Genomic DNA, 21988 nt, shown 5'->3' on the forward strand with positions numbered 1-21988 from the left:
TGGTCAGGTCCTCTTCGAGGGCCGGCATCCGCATGTACTCCCAGAAGAAGCCAGGCCCCCGGAGTGGGCCATGCACACGGGGCCGGTCCCGTGGACGTGGTACCGCTGAACGAGGCCGGCCACGAAGTCGGTGTGGGTGGGGCGAGAGGGTCGGCGTGATCGCCGATCCGGACACGGTGTCCGGTAGGTCAGAAGTCCGGAGTGACGTAGCGGAGGACGAATTCGTGGCCGGGATCGCGGCCGCCGTTGGGGTCGGGCGGAGAAGCCGCGGGGTGGGTGGCGGTCGTGTCCTCCGGGCGGACCGGCTCCGGGAGAGGGGTGAAGCGGCCGAAGCCGTTGAAGGCGGCCATGTGGTAGGCATACCAATCGGGCCAGTCGGAACCGAGGCCTGGGCCGGAGTCGGAAGCGTGGGCTTCGGCGGCGCGGCGGAGCGCGTCGGCCAGGGCACGGACGCAGCCGAAGATCACTTTCATGAGGGCTCCAGCTAGGCGCGGATGAGAGGGCCGGTGTGGAGGCCGTCCGGAGCTCGGGAGACGTCGGCGCGGTGGCGGTGGCGGGCGCTGCCCCGGCACCGGGTGGCGACCCGGACAGGCCAGGCGTCTGCTCGGAGACGGGGGCGGTCCAGAGGGGCGCCGCATCTCGTGCAGCGGGTTTCGGCGACAACCGTCTCATAGACGATCTCGATCAGCCATTTCTCCGCGGCTCCGGGAGGCTCGTACCGGTTCCGCTCGATCCAGTGCCGGCCGGTCGGATCGGAATCCCTGGTCAGATAGGCCATGAGGGTCCATGGCAGGAAGATCCACTCCATGTTCGGGCTCTCTTCTTGATGCGGTCTCAGCGCCCACTGGGCAGGGGTGCGACGGTGTCCCGGTAGGTTTCGAGGAGACGGAGCCAGACCTCGCTGAGCGTGGGAAAGGCCGGGACGGCGTGCCAGAGGCGGTCCAGCGGGATCTCGCCGGTGATGGCGAACGTCGCGGACTGGAGAAGTTCGGCGACGCCGCGGCCGGCGAAGGTCGCGCCCAGGAGGGTGCCACGGGCGGGGTCGAGGAGGATGCGGGCGCGGCCCCGATAACCAGGGCTGTGCTGGTGGGCGCCGGCGACGAGGCCGAGGTCGTAGTCCACGATGTGGACATCCCTGCCCAGACGCGCGGTGTCGGCGGCCGTGAGGCCGACGAAGGCGATCTCGGGATCGGTGAAGAGGACCTGAGGGACGGCGGCATGGTCGGCGGTTCCGGTGTGGCGGCTCCACGGGCTGCGGTCAAGGGGATGGTTGCGGGCGCGTTCGGCGATGACCGTGCCGGCGATCCTCGCTTGGTACTTGCCCTGGTGGGTGATGAGGGCGCGCTGGTTGACGTCGCCGACGGCATACAGCCAATCGCCGGTGACGCCGGGCACGGTGTAGGTGTCGTCGCTCTGCAGCCACATACCGGGGCGCAAGCCGACGGTCTCCAGGCCGAGGTCGTCGGTGCGGGGGGCGCGGCCGGTCGCCAGCAGGAGTTCATCGGCGTGGAGCACCTCTCCGTCGGACAAGACGAGGCGTACGTCGGCGGCGCGGGTCGCGGCGGTGATGGACGTGTCCAACCGCAGGTCGACGCCCGAGGCGCGGAGCACGTCGGTGACCAGGTCGACGGCGAAACGTTCCATCCGGGGAAGCAGCTCGGATTCTCGGACGAGGAGGGTGACCTGCGAGCCGAGGGCTTGCCAGGCCGTGGCCATCTCAACGGCGACGACGCCCCCGCCGACGATGGCCAGCCGTGGCGGGACCCGGGTGGCGCTGGTGGCTTCGCGACTGGTCCAGGGCCGCAGGGCGGCGAGGTCCGGCAGCGGCGGGAGGGCGGCGCGGGTCCCGGTACAGACGGCCACGGCGTGCCGGGCCGACAGTCGCAGGACGGCGCCGTCGGCACCGGTCACATCCACGATTCGTGGCCCGGACAGCCGTCCGTGCCCGCGGATCAGGGTGATGCCCGCCTGCTCCACCCGTTGCACCTGGGACTGGTCGTTCCCGTCGCCGGACATTCGGTCGCGATGCCGCAGGACTGCTTCGACGTCCAGCGGGCCCGGGTCGATGCCGGGCATGCCGCGTGCCCCGGCGTGCAGCAGTACCGGCCGTAGCAGCGCTTTGCTGGGTTCGCACGCCCAGTAGGAGCATTCTCCGCCGACCAGTTCGGCTTCCACGATGACGGTGTCCAGCCCGGCGGCGGCCGTCCGGCCGGCGACGTTCTCGCCGGCCGGTCCGGCGCCGATGACGATGACGTCGAAAATACGCACAGGATCTCCAAAGGTGGACGGGGAGGGCGGTGGTCCGCCCTCCCCGTGGGGGACAGTGGTTCAGCGGCCGCGAGCGCGCTGGGTGAGCTCCTCGAGGGTCCCGTCGGGGTCATGAAAGGAGGCGAACGAGCCGTAACTGACACACTCGGGATGGAACCCGGGCACCCGTTCGGCGTCGCCGGCGTGGTGGAAGACACCTGACCCGTCGCGGACCGGCCCGCTCACCGTCACGCCACGGGCGGCGAGGTCCTTGAGGGCGGCTTCGAGGCCGGTGACGATCAGATGCGGGCCCAGGTGGGAGTCCGGAGCCGTCGGGGTCAGCCCGTCACCGAAGATGATCGAGCAAGCGGAGCCCGGCGGGGTCACCTGGTTGACGCGGTAGCCGTCGCGGACGGGGAGGTCCGCGTCGAGCCGGAATCCGAGCGTTTCGATATGGAAGGCCTTCACGCGGTCCACGCCGGACACCGGCACGATGACGACTTCGAGTTCCCGGTCCATGACGTTTCCTCAGCGGGTGGCACGGGCGCCGGTTTCGATGACGCCGATGACGACGCCAGGGGGAGAGACGGCGACCGCGTGGGACGCGGCCACCTCGGTGACGTGGGTCTCCCACCAGGCGGAGGCCGTCGCCTTCTCCCCCGGCACGGCCTGCGCCACCGGGCGTTCGGATGCGGCCATCAGCGCTGCCCGCCGGGCGGGAACGTCAGCGGCGAACTGGCCGTGGAAGGCGTCCTGCCGGATGTACAGGTCGGGGCCGGTGACCGTCTCAAGGGCGTCGGGCCGGGTCGAACCGGGGAACTCGGTGCTCGGGCCGAGTACGCTTTCGCCGGCTTCCGGCAGGAACGCCGCCACGTAGACGAGGGCTTTGACCTTGCTGTTTCCGGTGCCGGCCGCGCTGATGACACTGCCGCCGCAGGAGTGGCCGATGAGGATGACGAGCCCGTCGATGTGGGCGATCAGACCATGTGGCGCGGCGGCGTCGGAGGCGACGCCGCGCAGTGGGTAGCCGTCGCGGCGCAGACCGGCGATGATGCGGTTCCAACTGCAGCCGTCGGCGAACGCGCCGGGCTCCAGGATGATGGTCGGCTTCGGCTTCGGCGTCCGGCTGGCCGCGTCTGCCATGGCGGCGAGGGGGAAAACGCAGACGGCGGCGGCGACTGTCGCGGCGACGCCGGCGAAAAGCCGCCTGTAGTGGTTGTTCATGGAGTTCACCTTCCGCGTGAGCGGTGCGGACGCTCCCACCTTCGGCTGTGCACCGGTTTGCGCACATCGGTCATCTGACGGTGAGTCAGACGACGTCGGAACGACCGACCGTCAGGTGACCGATGCGCGGTGAACAGGGCGGTGGCGACAGTGAGTCGCCAGCCCAACTCCCTCTGATTCCCACGAAGGGCACGGTCGACTATCGGCGGCGGGTCGAACGCGCGACCGGAGGTGACGTCGATGACTTCTTCCGGCCGTTCCTGGCGCCGGGCACCGAGCACTGCTGCCTGAGCGGGGGCCAGGCCGATGATCTCACCGCGTTGATCGCCTGGGTCGAGGACGGCCGGCCCCGGCCGCTCTCTCCGTCACCCTGACGACGACGAGCGCCGGGCCCGTGCCGGGCCGGGCGCATACCCGTGCCCCCCGAGGAGAAGACCAGGGACACTCCCTGGGGCCCTGGGGCCTCCGGCCAAGCCAAGCTGATCACCAGGCAGATTACGGCGGAGAAGGGGGAGTCAGCGATGATCATCGGTAGGGATCGTGAGCGGGCGGAGATCTCCGGCATGGTTGAGTCCACCGCCGGGCGGGTGCTCGTCGTACGGGGCGAGGCGGGAGTGGGCAAGAGCGCTCTGCTTGAGGAAGCGGCGGAGCTGGCCGTCCGGGCCGGCCAGCTCGTGAGCCGGATCACCGGGGTCGAGGCTGAGTCCGAACTGCCCTATTCCGGACTGCATCAGTTGCTCTACCAGTTGCTCCCGCTGAACGATGACAGCCGCACGGTGCTCGACGCGATCACCGGGCGGCGAGCCGACGATCCTCCCTCGTTGATGACGCTCGGCATCGCGGTGCTCGAACTGCTGTCGGACATCGCCACGCGACGTCCTCTGCTGATGATCCTCGATGACGGCCAGTGGCTCGACGATTCCAGCGCCGACGTCTTCGGCTTCGTCGGGCGCCGGATCGGGGGCGTCCCGGTGAAGCTGTTGGTCGCCGTCCGGGACGAGGTCATCTCCCGGTTCGACACGGCGGTGCTGCCCGAGATATCGGTCGGCCCGCTCACCGACGAGGATGCGGTGCGCCTGCTCGACCAGCGCCACCCTTCCCTGGATGAGCGGGTGCGCCAATGGGTGCTGGACCAGGCTCTCGGCAATCCCCTCGCCCTGTTGGAACTACCGTCCCAGGCCGGCGATGCGGGGCTGCCACGGAGGCTGCACCACCTGTACGGCTCCCGCATCGCCGCGCTCAGTGACCCGGTCCGTGCGGAACTGTTGATGGGCGCGCTCGCCGGTGTCGGGACCCGGCCGCGCGACGGCGGGCCGAAGCCGCGCCACCGGATGCGGAACGTCGACGAGGCGGTGGCGTGTGGCCTGCTGGACGCCGAACCGATCACCGGGGACGTCACCTTCCGGCATCCGCTGGTCCGGTCGAGTGTCGTGCAGATGGCGACCCCCGAGCAGTGTCGGGCGGCGCATCGCGTGCTCGCGGACGTCCACCGGGACGACCTCGAACGACGTGCGATGCATCTGGCCGCGGCCTGTGTCGCACCCGACGAGGAGGCCGCCCGGGCGCTGGAGGCCGCGGCCCATTCGGCGATCCGCCGTGGCGGCGCCCTCACCGTCGTCGGCTGGCTGACCCGTGCCGCCGAGCTGAGCGAGGACCTCGTGGAACGGGCCCGGCGGCTCAGCTATGCGACGTTCCTCTCCGGATACGCGGCCCGGCTCGGCAGTGAGCTTCCCCCGGTCCCTCTCACCTCCGGGCCGGACGCGGCTGTCAACGCCATCCACCAGGCGTTCTTCGAGGACGGTGACGTGCGCTCCGCCCGCCGACAGCTGATGGCGGCGATCGAGGGCCTGGACGGCGAACCCACGGAGGCCCTCACCCGCGCGCAAGTCCTCCTGCTCGCCGTCAGCCAGTACGCCGCTGACCCCGCCCTGTGGAACGAGGCTCATCAGACGCTCGCGTCCCTCGGCGACCTCGTCACCGAGCAGACACAGATCTACAGCAACACCTGGAGCGACGTGGTCCTGCACGGGCGTGGCTGGGCCGAGCCGCTCGAGCGGGCTGCGGCGAACCTGCGCGACCGGGAGCCCTGGGATGTCACGCGCCTGGCCACCGCGGCCTATTACCTCGACATCGTCAGTCAGTACCGACCTCATCTGGAACGCGTCGTGGACCGCGAACTGGCGACCGGCGCCGTGTTCAGCGGCATACTCATGCTGAAGGTGATCATGCTGGACCAGATGGGGTCCGGCGACTGGGACGCCGCTGTGCGGACTGGAGAACGGGCCCTCGCTCTGGAGATCGAGCACGGCCGTCATCTCCTCGCCCACCAGACACGTGGCTACCTGGCGCAACTCGCGGCGCTGCGCGGCGAGATCGCTCGGGCCCTCGAACTGCGGGCAGAGATCGACGCCTGGGCCAGGCCGCGCGGGATCGGCCTCGTCACCGACCTCGCCGACTCCATTGCCGTGACGGCAGCGTTGAGCGCGGGCGACTATGAGGCCGCGTACCGCCACGCCGTCGACATCACGGCACCGGGCACGTTCCGGCCCTACTGCGCCCCGGCGTCACGGACCCTCCTCGACCTCATCGAGGCGGCCCTGCACACCGGCCGCACCGAACAGGCCCGCCGCCACGCCCTCGCCGCCCGCGACGCGGGCTTCGCCGATCTCTCCCCGCGCCTCGCCCTGACCTGCTACGGAGCGCTCGCGATGACCGCGGGCTCCGAGCGGGAGGCCGGCGAAATGTTCGCACGCGCCACCTCCCATCCGGCGGCCGCGCGGTTCCCGTTCGAAACGGCACGGATCCAGCTGGCCCATGCGATCCGCCTGCGTCACGCCCGCGAACGCACCGCCGCCTGGGCCCTTCTCACCCACGCTGCCGAGACTTTCGAACGGCTCGGTGCCGCCGCATGGGCCGAGCGAGCCTGCGCCGAACTGCGGATCATCGGAGCAGCACCGCTGGTCTCCACTCCGTACACGTCGCTGACCTGGCAGGAACAACGAATCGCCGACCTCGCCGCCAGCGGCCTCACCAACAAGGAGATCGGCGCACGGCTACGCCTGTCACCGCGTACCGTCAGCTCCCATCTGTACCGGATCTTCCCCAAACTGGGCGTCACCACCCGCGCGGCCCTCCGGGACGCCATGAACCGCCCCGACCGCGTCACGGCGTCGAATGCCTGACGCATCGAACCGGACACTCGGCCAGGGCGACATGGCTCTCACAGCCACACGGACGTTCAGCTCTTCACGAACTCCAGCAGTTCTCCGTCGAACGCCTCCTCAAACCCACCGATCAGACCGTGCGGAGCTTCCGGGATGGCCTTCAACGTCCCCTGCGGCAGCAGCCCGACCGTCTTGAGCGCCGACACCGCGATCGGCACGATCTGGTCGTCCTCACCGTGCCGCCGGCGGTGCACCAGGCAGAGCGAGGCTCGGGTGGCGGAGCGGTCAGTAGCGGCTGAAGGGGCCCCACTGCTTGACGGTGTAGGAATCGGCACGCCGCTCGATCTCCAGGGCAGACCGGCCGCTGAAGTGGGCGGGCAGCACCAGGGCGGTGGTGTCGGCGGCCCAGTCGAGCAGGCGCGCCGGGTGGCACGGGCCTGGGCCGGATCCTCGCAGAAGCAGCTGTCGCGCGCCGGTCGGCGTCGTCGTGCACGCGGCGGACCAGGCCGCGCCGCTCCGCCCGGTCCACCAGCCCTGTGAGGCTCGGCTTCTCCAGGTGCAGGAGCTTGCTGAGGTCCGTCCTCCCGACCCCGTCGCCGCTCGTCAGCACGCACAGCAGTTGCCCCTGCTGTGGGGTGACGTCGCGCTCGCGGCTGACGTCGGCGAAGACGTGCTGCACGAGTGTGACATCCGCACCAGCGCCGCGGCGAAGCCTGCGACGGTCTTCGGCTACTCCCTGATGCATACGGCAAGCGCCGCGTGATGGTCGGCGTGCTCGCCGCGTACGCCGTCGGCATGGCCGGCGCCGCGCTCGCCCAGGACATCGCCCAGCTCATCGCCGCCCGCGTCGTGCAGGGTGCGGCGCTGGCGGTGGTGCCGCTGTCGATGGCGATCCCGCGCGAGGCGCTGACCAGACAACGGCTGGCGTCCGCGATGGGCCTGGTGTCCGGCATCGCCGGGGCCGGAGCCGGGCTGGTGGTCGGCGGGCTGCTCGCTGACCGGCTGTCGTGGCGCTACCTGTTCGTACTCGGCGCGCTGCCGGCGCTGATCAGCCTGGGCATGGTCGCGCGATGCGTACCCCGCGGTGAGCGCGCCGCCTCCGGCAGGCTCGACGTGCCGGGCTCGCTGCTGCTCGGCCTCAGCCTGGTCGCGGTGCTGCTCGCCCTCACCCAAGGCCCCTCGTGGGGATGGGCCTCGGCACCGGTCCTCGGGGTCGCGGTTTCGCCGTACGCCGTGCGCGCCCTGCGGACGGCGGCGGCATGACCCCCTTCAGCAGGACTCGGCCTACCTGCGAGCAGCGACCGCGAAGCGAGCGGCATCGCTAACCGGCGGGACGGCGGCGGTGAGCCCGCTGGCGGCACGTCGGACTGCAGTAGCGGGGCGGCCTCCCTGTAGCCCGCTCCGGCAGCGGCGCCCCGCATTCCCCGCAGTGCCGCGGAGCGGAGGTTTCGTGACGGGACGGCGAGGACGAGTCACGAAACGACTCGGGTTTCGTGACGGTACGGGCACGCAACCCGTCCAGCAGCAATCGCACCAGCCGGGCGCCGCGGGCCTGGTCCCGGTGCGCGGCACGCAGGGCGGCACCGCCGACGGCGAGCGCCGACAGATCGTCCACCCGTACGTCGGCGCGTACCACGCCTGCCTGTCGCGCGTCGTGCAGCAGGCGCTCCAGGGCCTCGTGGAACCGCCGTACCGCGGCGGCCAGCACGGCGCGCGGCCAGCTCCGGTCACCGGTGAGCGCATCGCACACGTGCTGGCGGCCTGCCGACTTCTCGATCACTTCGAGCAGGAAGCAGAACATCGCGTCACCGTGACCGGCGCGGCCGCGCCAGCGATCCGAGGCGGCCACCAGAGCGTCGAGGTGCTCGGCGAGCACCGCCTCGAGCAGGATGTCCTTGCTCGGGAAGTGCCGGTAGACCGTGCCGGCACCGACCCCGGCGCGCTGCGCGATACGGCCGAGGGACGCCTCGGACCCCTCCTCGGCGAACACCCGCGTCGCCGTGCGCAGCACGAGCTCCCGGTTGCGGCGGGCATCAGCGCGCCCGGCGGGCGCTGCGAGCGGCGCTGCTGTCATGTCACGAAATCCTTGTCTGCGACGGCGAAGCGGGTGGATCATTCCGGATCGATCCAGTATCTCCCACATCTCCGGAGGGCACCATGACCACCGCCACACCAGCCGGCACCGACGCTCCGATCCTCATCACCGGCGCCACCGGCAAACAGGGCGGCGCCACCGCCCGCCGGCTGCTCGCCGAAGGCCGCAAGGTCCGCGCTCTGGTGCGCGACCCGGCCGCGCCGGGCGCCGCCGAGCTGGCCGCCGCGGGTGCCCAGCTCGTGCGCGGCGACTTCGACGATCCGGCAAGCCTGCCACCCGCGCTCGACGGCGCCGCCGCCGTGTTCGGCGTGCCGCCGGTGGCCTTCGGCCCGGCCGGACCGCAAACGGAGCTCGAGGTGGCCCGCGGCAAAGCGCTGATCGACGCCGCAGCCAGGGCGGGCGTCGAGCAGATCGTCTTCAGCACCGTCGCCTCCACATCGGCCCCGCCGCGAAGGGCGCAGGGCAAGACGCTGATCGAGGAGTACCTGCGCGACCACGTGGCGCTCCCCACCGTGCTGCGCCCGGTCCGGTTCATGACGAACTATCTCGGCATCGGGGTCGGCATCGACGGCATCTCCCCTGACGGCGTGCACCGGCACCTCTTCCCGCCGCACGAGCCCATGCAGATCATCGCACTGGAGGACATCGCCGAGTTCGCCGCGCTCGCGTTCGCGGACCCTGCCCGATTCGCCGGACGCACCTTGGAACTCGCCGGCGACGAACCGACCCCAGTAGAGGCCGCCGCCGCGATCGGCGCGGCCACCGGCCTCCCGATCCGGTACGAGCAGCTCACCGACGATGAGACCGCCCGGCTCGGCCCGGAGATCGCCGAGACCGCCGCACACTGGCAGGCCGGTCACCGCTGGCACGCCGACATCGAGGCCCTGCGCACCATCCACCCCGGCCTGCGCACCCTCGCCGATTGGCTCGCCGACTCCGGCGCCGCCGCCATCCGCGCCCACGTCACCGCCGCCTGACGGTCGTGGACGCCGTGCTTCCCGAGATCGGCGAGCTGATGGCGCGAACCCGATGATCCCGGCGTGCCGCTGCCCACGCGCCCTCCTGCAACGTGGAAAGTGAGGCCGGATGTCCGGCTCGTCCTCCCACTCGCCTCCGGTCCGCGGACCCCGGGGCCGCGTCGAGTTCCTCGTTCACCAGGCTGTCGCACGGCCGGCGTGCTTGCCCGCTGAGAGCAGGCTCGGGCAGGGGTCGTCATGTTCGCCGGCAGGGGGCCGGCTCAGCTGTCGCCCGCGCGGAGCACCTCGCTCAGCCGTCGCCGGCGGCGTAGCGCCGATTCGACGGGCACCACGACGGCGACCGCCGCCAGGAACACGACCGCCACCAGGCCGAGCCCCCACCACGGCAACGCCAGGGCCGGATCGGCGCCGGTGAGCAGGCGCAGGGCGAGCGAGCCGAACGTCAGGCGGGCGAGCAGCACCCCGAGCAGCGGACCGCCCACAGCGGCGACCACCACCGGCGGCAGCAGCTCTCCGGCGGCGACCCAGCGAGCCTCCCGGGGCCGCAGCCCGAGGGTGCGCAGCCGGGTCAGGGTCTGCCATCGCTCCGGCGCGCCGGCCGCCGTGCCGAGAGCGAGTCCCAGCAGGCCCAGAACCGGCAGGGTCACAGCCGAGACCCACGCCAACCGCAGCAGTCCCGAGGCCAGCGGCCCATCCGCGGTCCCGTGGCCGACAGCGGCACCAAAGGTGAGCGCGTACGAGGCCAAGGCCACGGAGGTCACGAGCACCAGCAGCGGTAGCACCCGGTCCCAGGACGCCGCCGCCCTCGCGGCCCCGAACACCGCCAGCGGCCGGCTCGACCGCAGAAGCCGCTTGAGCACTAAGCGCATCGCGAGGGGAAGCGCCCGTGCCAGCATGAGCGCGCCTGCGAGCGCGCAGAGGGCAGGCGCGCTCGCGGGCAGCACCCCGCCACCGATTCCACGCTGGTACAGAGCGACGGTGGCGCCGGACGCGGCCGCCAGCACCCCGGTCTCAAGGGCGGCCCGCCGCAGTCGTACGGTGTTACGCATCCACCGCCGCGCACTCCGGTTGGCCGGGACGCGGCGATCCCGGGTGGCGCGGGCGGCGGTGAGCGTGCCGAACGCCGGTCCGGCGGCGACGGCGGTGACCACCACGGGAGCCACCCACTCCCAGGAGACCCCCGGCGCGACGGCCCGGGCCAGGCCGAGCCCGGCCGCCGCGGCCAGCAGCGCCATCACGGCGGATTCGAGCAGCAGCTCGCCGCCGATCACCGGTAGCGACATCCCTCTCTGCCGGGCGGCGGCCAGGGCGGAGGCACGGCGGCGTACCAGCAGGTCGGCGGCGAGCAGCAGGACCAGGACCGCGACGGCGAGCAGGGTGATGAGCAGGATGGACGCTTGCGCGGACGCGGCGTCGACCTGGGAGCTCACGTTCCGCAACACGCCGTCGAGCCGGGTCTCCCACTTCAGCGAGCCGTCCCGGGCGCCGGAGGAGCCGGAGGCCGCCTTGAGCGCGACCACCTTCGCGGCGACCGACGGGACCGCGTCCCAGGTGAGCCGGGTCGGGTCGGGCGTGAACCAGACGGTACGCCGCAACTCGTCCTGGCCGAAGGCGAGCCGGGCGTCGGGCAGCGAGTCGCGTGACAGCAGCCCGGCGAACCGGGTGCTTCCCGTGCCGTCCGCGCCGGCGACGGGACTCAGCAGCGAGGGGATGAGCCGCCAGGCGGGATCGGCGCTGTCCCGAGGCCGGAAGATGCCGCTGACCTGGACCTTCTTGACATTCCCCTGGTCGTCTGCCAGTGGGATGCGGGCGCCGGGACGGAGCTGGAGAGCGGCGGCGTCCGCCTCCGACAGGCCCACCCGCACCGGCCACGACGGCGCGCCGTAGGGAACCTCCACCGTCGCGGAGGCGGTGGGCCGGGGCGGGCCGCCCGCGATCCAGGTCACGTCGGGCCCACCGTCGCGGGCCACATAGGCGAGCTGGAACGTACGCAGCACGCTGCCATCGGTGATCTTGAGGGTGGGGCTGGTGACGGTGGCGACGGGTGGATGCAGGGCGGCGCGCAGGCCGGGGCCGAGTTCGTCCGTCGCCCTGGCTCGGAAGTCGTCGACGTCCTCAGCGAGGCGGGGGTGCCGGACGCGGCTGCCGGCCGGCCCGTCGTCGCCTTCCATGCGGGCGTGGACCTGGAGGTCGCCGCCGGTCCTGCGTACCGCGTCCCGTACGGCGGCGTCGGCGGTCGCGGACAACGTCGGCGGCATCGCGCCGGCGAGCAGCGTGACGACCGCCACCACGACGGCGGCCAGGAGCAGCGGCCCGGCGTCCGCGCGGGCGCGGCCGACGACGCTGGGCCAGTGCGGTGCCGGGATCCTCACGACGCCACCCGCAGATACGCGGCATCGGCAAGCCGGGCCTGGACGACCACCACCGCGCTCACCGCCAGCGCGCACCCGGCCAGCAGCCCGGTGAGCAGGGCGGCCTCGGCGGCCCACGGCCAGACGGGCAGAACCTCGGGAACGGGAGCGGCGCCGGTGTCGGAGCGGACGAGCAGAGGCGCGACGACGCGGGTGGCCAGCGCGCCGACGACCGCGCCCGCCGCGAGCAGCGGCAGCAGGATGCCGACGTGCTGGCCGAGCAGCACGGTACGGATCTCGCGCCGGGTCATCCCGAGACCCCGCAGGCGCGCCATCTCGACCGCGCGGGCCCGCAGGTCGAACGTCACGTGCAGGACGATCCCGGCGATCATCAGCAGCACTGCGGCCGGTACGAGCAGCCGGAGCACGGCCGGGAGCCCGGCCCGCAGCGGGCCGCCGGTGAGCCGGGCGGTCTCGGACGCGCGCGTGGTGACGCTGCCGAGGCGGAGATCGGCCGCATCACCTCTGGCGGGATGGCCGACCCACCACGCGTCCACGGGCACGTCGAAGTCGCCGCTGACGGCGAGGGCACGGGAGAGGGCGTCGAAGTCGGCCAGGATGGCCGCGGCCCCCGGAGCGGACGGCACGGCCGGCAGCACCTCGGCCACGCTGACCTGTACGGGGGTGAGGCCGACGGTGAGGTCGAGCCGGGAGCCGCGCCGGGCGCCCACCTCGTCGGCGAAGCGGGCGGAGACGGCGACGGGCACCGGTCCCGGGGCCGGGAAGGCAGTGGCGACCAGGTTCCTGGCGGCGTCCGGCGGGCCCTTCAGTGCGACGGTCGTGGTCATCCTCAGCTCGGTGCCCGCAGAGGTGCTGGTCAGGGCGACGGCCGGATTGCCGAGCTGCCCGGGGGCCGGCCCGGCTGAGGTGGCGGTCCAGGGCGATGCCCCAGAGGCTGTTCCCGCCACGGTGAGAGTCACGGCGACGCGGCTGTCCCCCACCGGGGGATCTGCCAGGGCAGCGGAGTGGCCGGTGCCCACGTTCCCCGTCGCGATCGCGAACGGAAGGGACACCGCGACCAGCCGGAGCCCTTCGGCCGTCGCGCAGTCCGGCAGCGGATGCGCTTTGCCGTCGAGCGGGATGGGTCCACCGGTGCAAGGCGTACGCAGCCCGGTCGCATCCTGGAACAGCAGCCGGGGCGTCACGGTGAGCGGCGTCGTACCGGTCGCGTTGGCGACCAGGGAGAGCGCGGCTCCGGCCGGGACGGGAACACCGGCGGCGCGCGTCGGCGGCGCGAGACCGGCGCCCACAGCGCTCCAGGTGCGTCCGTCGTTCAGCCGTCCGCGCAGCAGCGCATCGGCACGAGTGGTGTCCACGGCGATCAGCCGCGGCGGGTCACCGGCGCCGCCGAGCCACTGCCCGACCGCGACGCCACGATCGGTGGCCGGGCTCACCTCTCCCCCGCTGGCCGCGCCGACCACCAGGCCCTGCCCGGCGGCGGGAGGGGCGGTGAGGGTGAGCGCGAGATCGGTGCCGACGGCCAGATCGGCCTGGTCCTGCTGGGAGCGCTGCCACGTGGCGTCGAACCCGATCCCGTACGTGGCCGCCGCGCAGCCCAGCCCGATGAGCAGCCCCGCCGCGACCGCCTGTGGCCTGCGGGCGGCTTCGAACGCGGCCAGCGGAACCATCAGCCCGCGAGCCCGGCCGGCCAGCCGTTCCACAGCGCGCAACGCGGGCCACACCAGGCGCAACGCCACCGCGGATCCGGCGATGAGCATCAGCGCGGGAGCGAGCACCCGTACGGCGTCGACGGGAGACCCCGAACCGGTCGGCTGATCGCGTAACTGCCACCAGCCGACGGCGGCGAGCGCCACGAGCAGCAGGTCGGCGCCGGATCGGGCGAGCAGCTCCCGCCGACCGCGGATACCTCCGGAGGAGGTCCGCAGCGAGGGCACGACGAGCACCACCGCCAGCGCCAGCGCGCCGCCGGCGACGGACAGCACCTGTACGGCGTTCACGCCGAAAGGCGTGGCGAGCCCGGCCCCGGCCATGGGCGGCAGCCGGGTCAGCCCGGCGTGCAGGGCGGACGAGGCCGGGATCGCGACCGCGGTGGCGAGCACGGCGAGCGCGCCGGCCTCGACGAGCGCGGCGACGGCGAGTTGACCGCGGCCGACACCCAGCGCGGACAGCAGGGCGGTCTCGTCGCTGCGCAGACCGGCGCTGAGCCGACCGGCGAGGGCGAGGGCGGTCGCGGTCAGGACGAGGCCGATGGCGGCGACGGCGAGCACCGCGGCCGTGGTGACCCGCTGCTGATCGTGGGCGGCCAGCAGGGTCGAGGGCAACCGGGAGGCGACGCGCTGGATCCGTACCCGGTCGCCGAGCGTCTGCCCCAGCCGGCGGTCGGCGCCGAGCACGGCCCGGGTGACGGTGTCGAGGTCGCGGCCGGCGGGGGCGGACAGGTCGGGGTGGGCGGTGATCTCCAGCCGGTCGAGGGTGGAGCCGCCGCCGAGCAGATCTGTGAGGTCGACGATGAACGGCCCGTACGCGTGAACCGGCTGTGCGGAGCGGCCGTCGCGATAGGCCAGGTCGTATCCGGAGGCGGCGAGGGGGTCCCGGTCCCAGCCGGTGCCCGGCCGCGGGCGTACGACTCCGACCACGCTCACCTCGATCCTCTGGTCGGGATCGTCGGCCAGCTCTCTGCCGAGGCGGACCCGGCTGCCGACGGTCAGGTCCAGCTGCCGTGCGGTGCTTTCCAGGACAACGGCCTCCGCCGGCGCGACACCCGCCCGCGGCAGGCGTCCGGCGGCCAGTTGGGTGCGGGCCGGCAGGTCCTCCATCCCCGACAGGTACGCCACAGCCGGAACACCGGCGCTGGGGAGCGACCGCATCGCGGACGACGCGCGCGCGGCCGTCGTCGCCGCGAACGGAGCGAGGGCCGAGGTCAGCACGCCGCGGGTGTCGTCGGCGACGGATCTCGCGTGCTCGCCGCGAATGGTGACGGTGTAGGCGGTGACGTCGATCTGGTCGGAGGTGGCGCGGGAGGCGGCGGTCTCCAGCGCCTGCTCGGCGGTACGGGTGAGCAGGAGGGCGCAGGTGCCCAGCAGCGTGGGGCCGACCACGGCGACGGCCAGGAGGGCTGCCAGCAATGGCCATTGCGCACGGGCCCGCCGGGCGACCAGCCTCAGCACGGACCACTCTTACTGATCACGAATCGCCCCGACCGTCGGAGCGCCCGTCGAGCCGCCCATCAAAGCGCAGGCCGGGATGCTCGTCGAGATGCCCGTCGTTGATGCGGATCACCCGATCCGCCAGCGCGAGCATCGTCTGATCATGCGTGGAGACCAGCGCCGTCACCCCCTCGGACTCCACCACCCCGCGCAGCAGTGCCATCACCGACAGACCGGTCTCGGCGTCCAGCTGCCCGGTCGGCTCGTCCGCGATCAGCAGCCGGGGCGAGGCGGCCAGCGCCCGGGCGATCGCCACCCGCTGCTGCTGCCCGCCGGACAGCTCAGCGGGTAGCTGCTCGGCGTGGGCGGCCAGTCCGACCAGTTCCAGCAGCAGCGCGACCCGCCGCTCACGCTCCACCGGCGGTACGCGGGCCAGCCGCAGCGGGGCGCCCACGTTCTCCGCGGCCGACAACACCGGGATCAGGCCGAAGGTCTGGAAGACGTACGAGACCTTCTCCCGCCGTAGCAGGGACAGGCCGTCCTCGTCGAGGGCGGTGACGTCCGTTCCGTCGACGAGGACCGTACCGGAGTCCGGGCGGTCCAGGCCGCCGATGATGTTGAGCAGCGTGGTCTTGCCGGAGCCGGACCGCCCGACGAGGGCGGTCATGGTGCCGGCCGCGAGCTCGAACGTCACATCCCGCAACGCGTGCACGGCGGTCGCCCCGCTGCCGTACCGGCGATGAACGCCACGCACCCTGACCAGGGGCTCGCCGTTCATCCGGCCCCGCCGCCGTCGGGACGGATCGCGACGTGATCGGCCTCCAGCACCAGCCGGACCCGCCGCGTCAACGCCAGCGCCTCCCGGTAGTCGCGCGGCACCTGAATCCGCCCTGCCCGGTCCATCACCGCGTATTCCTCGGCGATCACCTGCGGGGCTCCGTCGTCTCCGGTGGCGGTACGCCGCAATACCTCGCTGCTCGTGCGCCCGTCGCGAATCGCCACCGTCCGCTCCACCTGCCCGCTGACCGCGGGATCGTGGGTCACGATGACGACGGTGACGCCCAGCCGCCGGTTGATCTCCCGCAACTGCCCGAACACCGCGGCCGACGTGGCGCTGTCCAGTTCCCCGGTCGGCTCATCGGCCAGCAGCACCCTGGGCTCGTTGGCAAGGGCCACCGCGATGGCCACCCGCATCTGCTGCCCGCCGGACAGCTGCGCGGGCCGCCGCTCGGCGCACTCGGCGACGCCGAGCAGGTCCAGCAACTCGGCGGCGCGCCTGCGGCGTACCCGGCCGGGAGTGCGGGCCGCTGTCATCGGCAGGTCGACCATCTGCCGCGCGGTCAGGTACGGGATGAGGTTGGCGGCCGTCTGCTGGCGTACGAGCCCCACGGTGTGCCGCCGATACCGGACACGATCGGCCCGCGACATGTCCAGCAGATTCCACTGATCGACCCGCACCCGCCCGGCGGTGGGAGCGTCGACCCCGGCCAGGATGGACAACAACGTCGACTTCCCCGACCCGGACGCTCCGACGACGGCCACCATCTCCCCGCTGTCCACGACCAGGTCCAGCCCCTGCAGTGCCTGCACCTCGACCGACCCGGACTGGTAGATCCGCACCAGGCTCTCGCACACGATCAGCGCGTCTCGTCCGAACTCCGGCGCCTTCGCAGGAGGCTGCGGCAGGGACAAGGGCGTGATGGACATCCCCCTCCTCAACCCCGGCGCGGCTCTGCCTCAGGGGCAGACTCTATCGTCCTCGCAAATCGGACCCCAAGATTCTTTCACACCGCGGATCTCACCGTGCACTCGTGTGAAGGGGGTCGATACTCCGTTCACGGTCATGAGCTGCGGGTTGGCTTGGCTGCCCGGTCGGAGCAGTGGCCTGGGTCGGGCGCGCCTGCGCGGGTGAACACGACGACCGGATGTCCGCCAGCCTGGCCGAGACGCTGCCGGCCCGCGGCAGTTCGTTCCGCTGCCGCTCCGGCCTGCATCGTTGGTCTCCGACCTTCCAGGCACCTGCTTCGCCACCGCCGGTCGCCTGGCCGACAGTACGAGGACCTGCACCGGATCGAAGGCATGGTGGTGGCCGACGGCATCCCTTCGCCTCCGACCACGCCTGGGGCGTCAGCGCCGGAAGGGGCCCTGTCATCGACCCCACACTGTCTGACGGGATGGGTCTGGCTACCTTGGCATCACCCTTGTACTCCTTTGAGTGCCACGCCCACGCACACCGCCGTGACGGGCCGGCCGGACAGGACGTTCGCGCAGTCCGCCCGCGACTACGCCGGCCAGCTCAGCGGGTGCGGCTGCTGGCGGAGCTCCGGCGGGCAAGGAGTGGACCGTGCGTTGGAGCGCCGGATGACCACGCGGGTGCCGTCGGGAGGGCCCGGCCATCAGGTCTGGTACGAGTCCAGCAAGGGCGATAGTTCGGCGACCACGGCGTCCAGCGGACCGACGTTCCTACGGACCCTGGCGAACATGATCGCGCCTTCCAGAGCACCGATCATCAGCGTCGCCACCGCGCCCGCGCGCTCCCCGGGCACGCCCAGCCGCGCCAGCTCGGCGGCCACCGCGCGCTCCCACCGCCCGAGCGCGGCACGTACCTGCTCGTTGACCGCCGACTCCCCGCCCGCCAGGTCGGCGACCGTGGCCATCACAGGGCAGCCGCGCTCGTAGCCCCGCACCGAGAACTCGGCCTTCCACTGCTCCACCATGTGGGCGAAGAGCCCGGCCGGTGACGGGTCGGCAGCGGTGCGCGCGTAGGAGGCGACCCGCTCGGCCGCGAAGTCGGCGGCCCAGAGCAGCGCCTCGCCGACGAGCTGGTCCTTACCGCCCGGAAAGTAGTGCTGGAATGACCCCCGCGGCGCGCCCGCGTGCTCGATCACGTCACGGATGCCGGTCCCTGTCACCCCCCGTGTCCGCAGCAGCTGCGCCGCGCTGTAGACCATGCGCTCTCTCGGACCGTGCGCCATCTGACCGCCTCTCCCTTCATGACGCTTGTCATAGTACGATGGCCCGGGAGGTGGTCATGGACGCGGGTTTCATCGGCCTCGGCGTCATGGGGCAGCCCATGGCACTCAACCTGGCGCGCGCCGGGATGAAGATCGTCGTCTGGAACCGCTCGGCGGCCAGGAGCGAGCCGCTGCGCGCGGCAGGCGCGAAGGTGGCGGCGCGCCCCACCGAGGTGTTCGAGCAGGCGCGTACCGTGATCCTCATGCTGGCCAACGACACGGCGATCGACGCCGTCCTGGGCCGGGGCACCTCTGTGTTCGAGACGTACGTCGCGCGGCACGTAATCGTCCACATGGGGACGACCTCGCCGGAATACTCACGCGGGCTGGAAGCCGACATCCGCGCCGCCGGCGGTGCCTATGTCGAGGCGCCGGTCTCGGGCTCGCGCAAGCCGGCCGAGGCCGGGCGGCTCGTGGCGATGGTGGCCGGCGAGCCGCAGGGCACGCAGGACGTAGTCCCGCTGCTCCGCTCGATGTGCCATGAGACGATTGGGTGCGGGCCGGTCCCGAACGCGCTGCTCATGAAGCTTTCGGTCAACCTGTTCCTGATCACCATGGTCACCGGCCTGGCCGAGGCGGCCCATTTCGCCGACCGTCACGGCCTGGACCTGCGGCGGTTCGTGAGCGTGCTCGACGCAGGGCCTATGGCGAGCAGCGTGTCCCAGGCGAAGGCGGCCAAGCTGGTCGACCGGGACTTCGCCGTACAGGCCGCGATCTCCGACGTCCTGGACAACAACTGCCGGCGGATCGCTGAGGCGGCACGCGCGGCCGGGATCGCCTCGCCGCTGCTTGACGTCTGCCACGCCCTGTTCGGCGAGAGCGCCGCCTTGGGGCTCGGCGGCACCGACATGGTGGCGGTGATCCGCGCGATCGAGGAGCGTACGGCGGCGACGATTCGGGCCACGGTCCGGTAGGCGGGCGACAGCCGACCGCGCGCCTTGGCCATGCTTTCGACCTGCCGGTGGATGGCCCGGGGTACTGGCCGGAAATTCCGCCAAGCGGCATCCGAGGATGCTGAGTGCAGAAATTGGCGGCAGCGACCTGTGGCCTTCTTTGTCGTGGTGGCCTGGGACTCCCGTCGCTACGGCGAGCCGCCACACTGTTGACCGTCTAGAGGGATCAAGTGGTGAGCCGAGACCGGCCTGGGGGAACAATGCGCGCCCTGGCCGACTTAGGGGGCCGCTAGTCAGGCGAACCACGGCCTCTTCTCGGGCGCGTCATGAGCGTTGATGGGGTCTATTGCGCGGAGAGCGGCTGGCGAGCCAGTCGGGGGCGAGTCCCATGCCCGCGCATGGTGTCCGGAAACCGGTTGTCTGAACCCCAAGCTCCGGGACGACCACACACAGCTACTCCGGCCATGGTGGCCGCTTCATTACCGGCACCCCCGGTACGACGCGGGCTGTAGAGGTGCCTGCCGATGGTGGGGGGTGTCGTTCGCCAGGGCGAATTTGCTTGACCGAGACTATGCTCTCGCTTTCAGTCACGCGGACTCGCAGATGCAGAGTTGAAGCGGCGTGTCTACGGCAAATGGTCGACCGGACCAGTCGCCGAAGCGCTCGACGAGCCGAAGGCCGCCGAGCGAGACGAGCAGCGGCAGCTCCTGCGGGAAGATGCTCCTGATCTCGAGCGGTGCGACGACGAAGTCGGGCTCGGAGTCAGTCGAGAAGTGCCACGTCCCGCGTGTGACTTGCGCGGGCGCATCGTAGATCTCAGCGACATCGACGCTGACGTTGCCACGGTCAGGATCCATGAACGACTCACGGGTGCGCCGCACGCCATCGGCTTCGGCAAGCAGGCGCACGCTCGGGTTGAACACATCGAAGACGAACCGTGCTCCAGGCGCCAGGTGTCGTCGAACCGACCGGAAGCAGCTCACCAGATCCTCAGCATCATGCAGATGCAATAGGGAATTGGCTGTGATGAACACGAAGTCGAATGTGCGGCCCAGGTCGAAGGCCCGCATGTCGCTCTGCACCCATTCCACCGCCACACCGCGCTCGTTCGCCTTACGCTGAGCCTCAGCCAGCATGTCTGACGAGAAGTCCAAGCCGACGCACGGATGCCCGTCGGACGCGATGGGGATCAGCTTGTGCCCGGTGCCGCACCCGAGTTCCAACACGCGCCCGCCTTGTCGATTGGCCTCAGCCCGGTAGAAATCGACTGCGGGCCCGCCGCCCGGGAACATCAGGTCATACAGCCTCGCGTGCGAGTAGAACGCTTCACTCATGAAGCGTTTCCTCCTTCCGCCTCATCCGCAGTTGGCCGTGATGGCCTGCTGATTCAAGCGTGTGTGCCACAGCCGCGACAACAGCTTTACCGTCATCCGCGCCGGCATCGTGCTCGGCCTGCAGACCATCGCCTACCTCGTCTTCGGACTCGTGGCCGGCGCCCTGGCCGACCGCTGGGATCGTAAGACCACGATGATCTGGTGCGAGATCGGCCGCGGAATCCTGACCGCCACCGTCCCCATCGCCGCGGCCTGCGGAGTGCTGGGCATGCCGCAGTTGTACGCCATCGCGGTCCTGAACGGCGTCCTCAGCACCCTGTTCGGGGCAGCGAGCAGCTCAGCGCTCCCGAACATAGTCACCAGGGCCGACCTGTCCAGGGCACTCGCAGCGACCGGGGCGATGTCCAGCACCCTGCGGATCGTCGGCGCCTCCCTGGCCGGCGTCGCCTACGCCCTAGGCCGGATGGTCCCGTTCGCGTTCAACGCCGTTTCGTTCCTGGCCTCGGCCGCGGCCCTGCGCGCCATCCGCGCCGGCTTCCAGCAGGAACGAGCCACGGCCACAGCAACGCCGCGTGACCTCCTGGCTGACATCGGTCACGGCCTGTCCTGGCTGTGGCGCAAACGTGTGATTCGAACGCTGGCCCTGCTCGAGGCGGGAGACAGTCTGCGTTACGGCGCCGGCTACCTCCTGATCATCATGCTGGCCCAGCACCTGCACACCAACCCCACGCAGGTAGGCATCGTCTTCACCGGCGCCGCCATCGGCGCACTTCTCGGGAGCCTGCTGGCGCCTGCGCTCACCCGCCGATTTCCACTCGGGGCGCTGTCCATCACCATGTTGTGGGCTGAGGCCCTGACCTTCCCCTTCTACGCGCTGGCACCGACGTGGTGGCTCCTGCTGATCGTGGCGTTCGCCGAGTCGGTGGTCTCGCCGATCTACAACGTCGCCCTGGACACCTACCGGCTGAGCGTCACCCCCGACGCTCTCCGCGGGCGGGTCACCAGCGCGATCGACACCCTCACCAGCGGCGCCGCCGCCATCGGGACCATGGCCGGCGGTGCCTTGATCACCTTGTTCGGGGCGCCGACGCTGACCCTCGTCCTGGCCGGGTGGCTCACGTTCCTCGCCCTCGCGGCGACACTGAGCAAAACGGTCCGCACGGCCACAGCGACAGACTGAAAGTCGAACGGAATCTGCGCCGATCACCTTCGGGTGGGCGAGTGAGGCGATGCGGGTGCGGCAGCGCGGCCAGCCTACTTGCCTGTGCAGTAGCACACGCATCACAGTGCGGCCGGAGTTCGCCAACGCGATGGATTATGCCCGCACCATCAAGCAAGCCGTCCCATACCAGCGCGTGATCGGCCCCAAGGTGTTCGACGACATGATCGCCTATGCGCGCGCTGCGGGCTAGCGGCGTGGCGGTGCCCGACATCGCGGCCAAGCTCGTCATCCCCACAGGCAAGAACAAGGGCCTCATCAGCCGATGAGCCGCCGGTCCACGCTGCAGCGCGCGATCGGCCC

22 protein-coding genes are annotated in these 21988 nt (G+C 71.7%); 8 read left to right on the forward strand and 14 right to left on the reverse strand.

What is annotated here, in order from left to right:
- Positions 1-188: 188 nt before the first annotated feature.
- From ACFKCF_RS38665 to ACFKCF_RS38685, 5 genes are read right to left on the reverse strand one after another with little or no spacing between them, the layout of a single operon-like run.
- Entirely contained in the window at positions 189-473 is a 285-nt protein-coding gene (locus ACFKCF_RS38665) for a hypothetical protein (protein WP_394500264.1), read from the reverse strand.
- An 11-nt stretch (positions 474-484) separates the two neighbouring features.
- Positions 485-808: a hypothetical protein gene (locus ACFKCF_RS38670; RefSeq protein WP_394500265.1), complete on the reverse strand. Its 324-nt coding sequence runs from the start codon at positions 806-808 to the stop codon at positions 485-487.
- 26 nt (positions 809-834) lie between these two features.
- Positions 835-2268 carry a dihydrolipoyl dehydrogenase family protein gene (locus ACFKCF_RS38675; RefSeq protein WP_394500266.1) on the reverse strand — a complete coding sequence of 478 codons (1434 nt, stop codon included), beginning with the start codon at positions 2266-2268 and terminating at the stop codon, positions 835-837.
- 60 nt (positions 2269-2328) lie between these two features.
- On the reverse strand, positions 2329-2766 hold the full coding sequence (locus ACFKCF_RS38680; RefSeq protein WP_394500267.1) for a hypothetical protein: 438 nt from the start codon (positions 2764-2766) through the stop codon (positions 2329-2331).
- A 9-nt stretch (positions 2767-2775) separates the two neighbouring features.
- Entirely contained in the window at positions 2776-3471 is a 696-nt protein-coding gene (locus tag ACFKCF_RS38685) for an alpha/beta hydrolase (protein ID WP_394500268.1), read from the reverse strand.
- 122 nt (positions 3472-3593) lie between these two features.
- Between ACFKCF_RS38685 and ACFKCF_RS38690 the strand changes: the two genes are divergently transcribed.
- A complete protein-coding gene (locus ACFKCF_RS38690) occupies positions 3594-3845 on the forward strand; it encodes a tannase/feruloyl esterase family alpha/beta hydrolase (RefSeq protein WP_394500269.1) in 252 nt (83 codons plus the stop codon).
- Positions 3846-3992: 147 nt separating this feature from the next.
- The gene (locus tag ACFKCF_RS38695; RefSeq protein WP_394500270.1) at positions 3993-6653 is read left to right on the forward strand and encodes an AAA family ATPase; all 2661 of its coding nucleotides are present in this window, start codon (positions 3993-3995) and stop codon (positions 6651-6653) included.
- 56 nt (positions 6654-6709) lie between these two features.
- On the opposite strand, the gene ACFKCF_RS38700 is transcribed toward ACFKCF_RS38695, so the two are convergent.
- Positions 6710-6853 (reverse strand): hypothetical protein, encoded by a 144-nt coding sequence (locus ACFKCF_RS38700; RefSeq protein WP_394500334.1) that lies wholly within the window; start codon positions 6851-6853, stop codon positions 6710-6712.
- Entirely contained in the window at positions 6796-7245 is a 450-nt protein-coding gene (locus tag ACFKCF_RS38705; RefSeq protein WP_394500333.1) for a MarR family winged helix-turn-helix transcriptional regulator, read from the reverse strand. The genes ACFKCF_RS38700 and ACFKCF_RS38705 overlap by 58 nt, the downstream gene beginning before the upstream one ends.
- Here ACFKCF_RS38705 and ACFKCF_RS38710 point away from each other — a divergent pair.
- Positions 7192-7398 (forward strand): hypothetical protein, encoded by a 207-nt coding sequence (locus ACFKCF_RS38710; RefSeq protein WP_394500335.1) that lies wholly within the window; start codon positions 7192-7194, stop codon positions 7396-7398. The two genes, ACFKCF_RS38705 and ACFKCF_RS38710, sit on opposite strands and share 54 nt — an antisense overlap.
- Positions 7398-7898, forward strand: a complete 501-nt coding sequence (locus ACFKCF_RS38715; protein ID WP_394500271.1) for an MFS transporter — start codon at positions 7398-7400, stop codon at positions 7896-7898. Before ACFKCF_RS38710 ends, ACFKCF_RS38715 begins: the two co-directional genes overlap by 1 nt.
- 58 nt (positions 7899-7956) lie before the next feature.
- Here the strand turns inward: ACFKCF_RS38715 and ACFKCF_RS38720 are convergent, their stop codons facing one another.
- Positions 7957-8709: a TetR family transcriptional regulator gene (locus ACFKCF_RS38720; protein ID WP_394500272.1), complete on the reverse strand. Its 753-nt coding sequence runs from the start codon at positions 8707-8709 to the stop codon at positions 7957-7959.
- 83 nt (positions 8710-8792) lie between these two features.
- Between ACFKCF_RS38720 and ACFKCF_RS38725 the strand changes: the two genes are divergently transcribed.
- Positions 8793-9707 (forward strand): NmrA family NAD(P)-binding protein, encoded by a 915-nt coding sequence (locus tag ACFKCF_RS38725; protein ID WP_394500273.1) that lies wholly within the window; start codon positions 8793-8795, stop codon positions 9705-9707.
- Positions 9708-9967: 260 nt separating this feature from the next.
- On the opposite strand, the gene ACFKCF_RS38730 is transcribed toward ACFKCF_RS38725, so the two are convergent.
- The 5 genes from ACFKCF_RS38730 to ACFKCF_RS38750 all read right to left on the reverse strand — a co-directional run bounded on the left by ACFKCF_RS38730 (position 9968) and on the right by ACFKCF_RS38750 (position 18200).
- The gene (locus tag ACFKCF_RS38730; RefSeq protein ID WP_394500274.1) at positions 9968-12079 is read right to left on the reverse strand and encodes an FtsX-like permease family protein; all 2112 of its coding nucleotides are present in this window, start codon (positions 12077-12079) and stop codon (positions 9968-9970) included.
- Positions 12076-15246, reverse strand: a complete 3171-nt coding sequence (locus tag ACFKCF_RS38735) for an FtsX-like permease family protein (RefSeq protein ID WP_394500275.1) — start codon at positions 15244-15246, stop codon at positions 12076-12078. Before ACFKCF_RS38735 ends, ACFKCF_RS38730 begins: the two co-directional genes overlap by 4 nt.
- Positions 15247-15262: 16 nt before the next feature.
- Positions 15263-16003: an ABC transporter ATP-binding protein gene (locus tag ACFKCF_RS38740; protein ID WP_394500276.1), complete on the reverse strand. Its 741-nt coding sequence runs from the start codon at positions 16001-16003 to the stop codon at positions 15263-15265.
- On the reverse strand, positions 16000-16932 hold the full coding sequence (locus tag ACFKCF_RS38745; protein ID WP_394500277.1) for an ABC transporter ATP-binding protein: 933 nt from the start codon (positions 16930-16932) through the stop codon (positions 16000-16002). The genes ACFKCF_RS38740 and ACFKCF_RS38745 overlap by 4 nt, the downstream gene beginning before the upstream one ends.
- Before the next feature lie 689 nt (positions 16933-17621).
- On the reverse strand, positions 17622-18200 hold the full coding sequence (locus tag ACFKCF_RS38750) for a TetR/AcrR family transcriptional regulator (protein WP_394500278.1): 579 nt from the start codon (positions 18198-18200) through the stop codon (positions 17622-17624).
- Between the two features lie 38 nt (positions 18201-18238).
- On the opposite strand from ACFKCF_RS38750, the gene ACFKCF_RS38755 reads away from it, so the two are divergent.
- Positions 18239-19153, forward strand: coding sequence for an NAD(P)-dependent oxidoreductase (locus ACFKCF_RS38755; RefSeq protein WP_394500279.1), 915 nt, complete (start codon positions 18239-18241; stop codon positions 19151-19153).
- A 566-nt stretch (positions 19154-19719) separates the two neighbouring features.
- On the opposite strand, the gene ACFKCF_RS38760 is transcribed toward ACFKCF_RS38755, so the two are convergent.
- A complete protein-coding gene (locus tag ACFKCF_RS38760) occupies positions 19720-20466 on the reverse strand; it encodes a class I SAM-dependent methyltransferase (RefSeq protein WP_394500280.1) in 747 nt (248 codons plus the stop codon).
- Between the two features lie 61 nt (positions 20467-20527).
- Here ACFKCF_RS38760 and ACFKCF_RS38765 point away from each other — a divergent pair, with 61 nt between their 5' ends.
- Together ACFKCF_RS38765 and ACFKCF_RS38770 are read left to right on the forward strand one after the other, a co-directional pair.
- Positions 20528-21646, forward strand: a complete 1119-nt coding sequence (locus tag ACFKCF_RS38765; RefSeq protein ID WP_394500281.1) for an MFS transporter — start codon at positions 20528-20530, stop codon at positions 21644-21646.
- A 106-nt stretch (positions 21647-21752) separates the two neighbouring features.
- A complete protein-coding gene (locus tag ACFKCF_RS38770) occupies positions 21753-21878 on the forward strand; it encodes a hypothetical protein (RefSeq protein ID WP_394500282.1) in 126 nt (41 codons plus the stop codon).
- Positions 21879-21988 lie beyond the last annotated feature (110 nt).

Origin of the sequence: Nonomuraea sp. JJY05 (assembly GCF_043496855.1) — a bacterium.
GTDB lineage: Bacteria > Actinomycetota > Actinomycetes > Streptosporangiales > Streptosporangiaceae > Nonomuraea.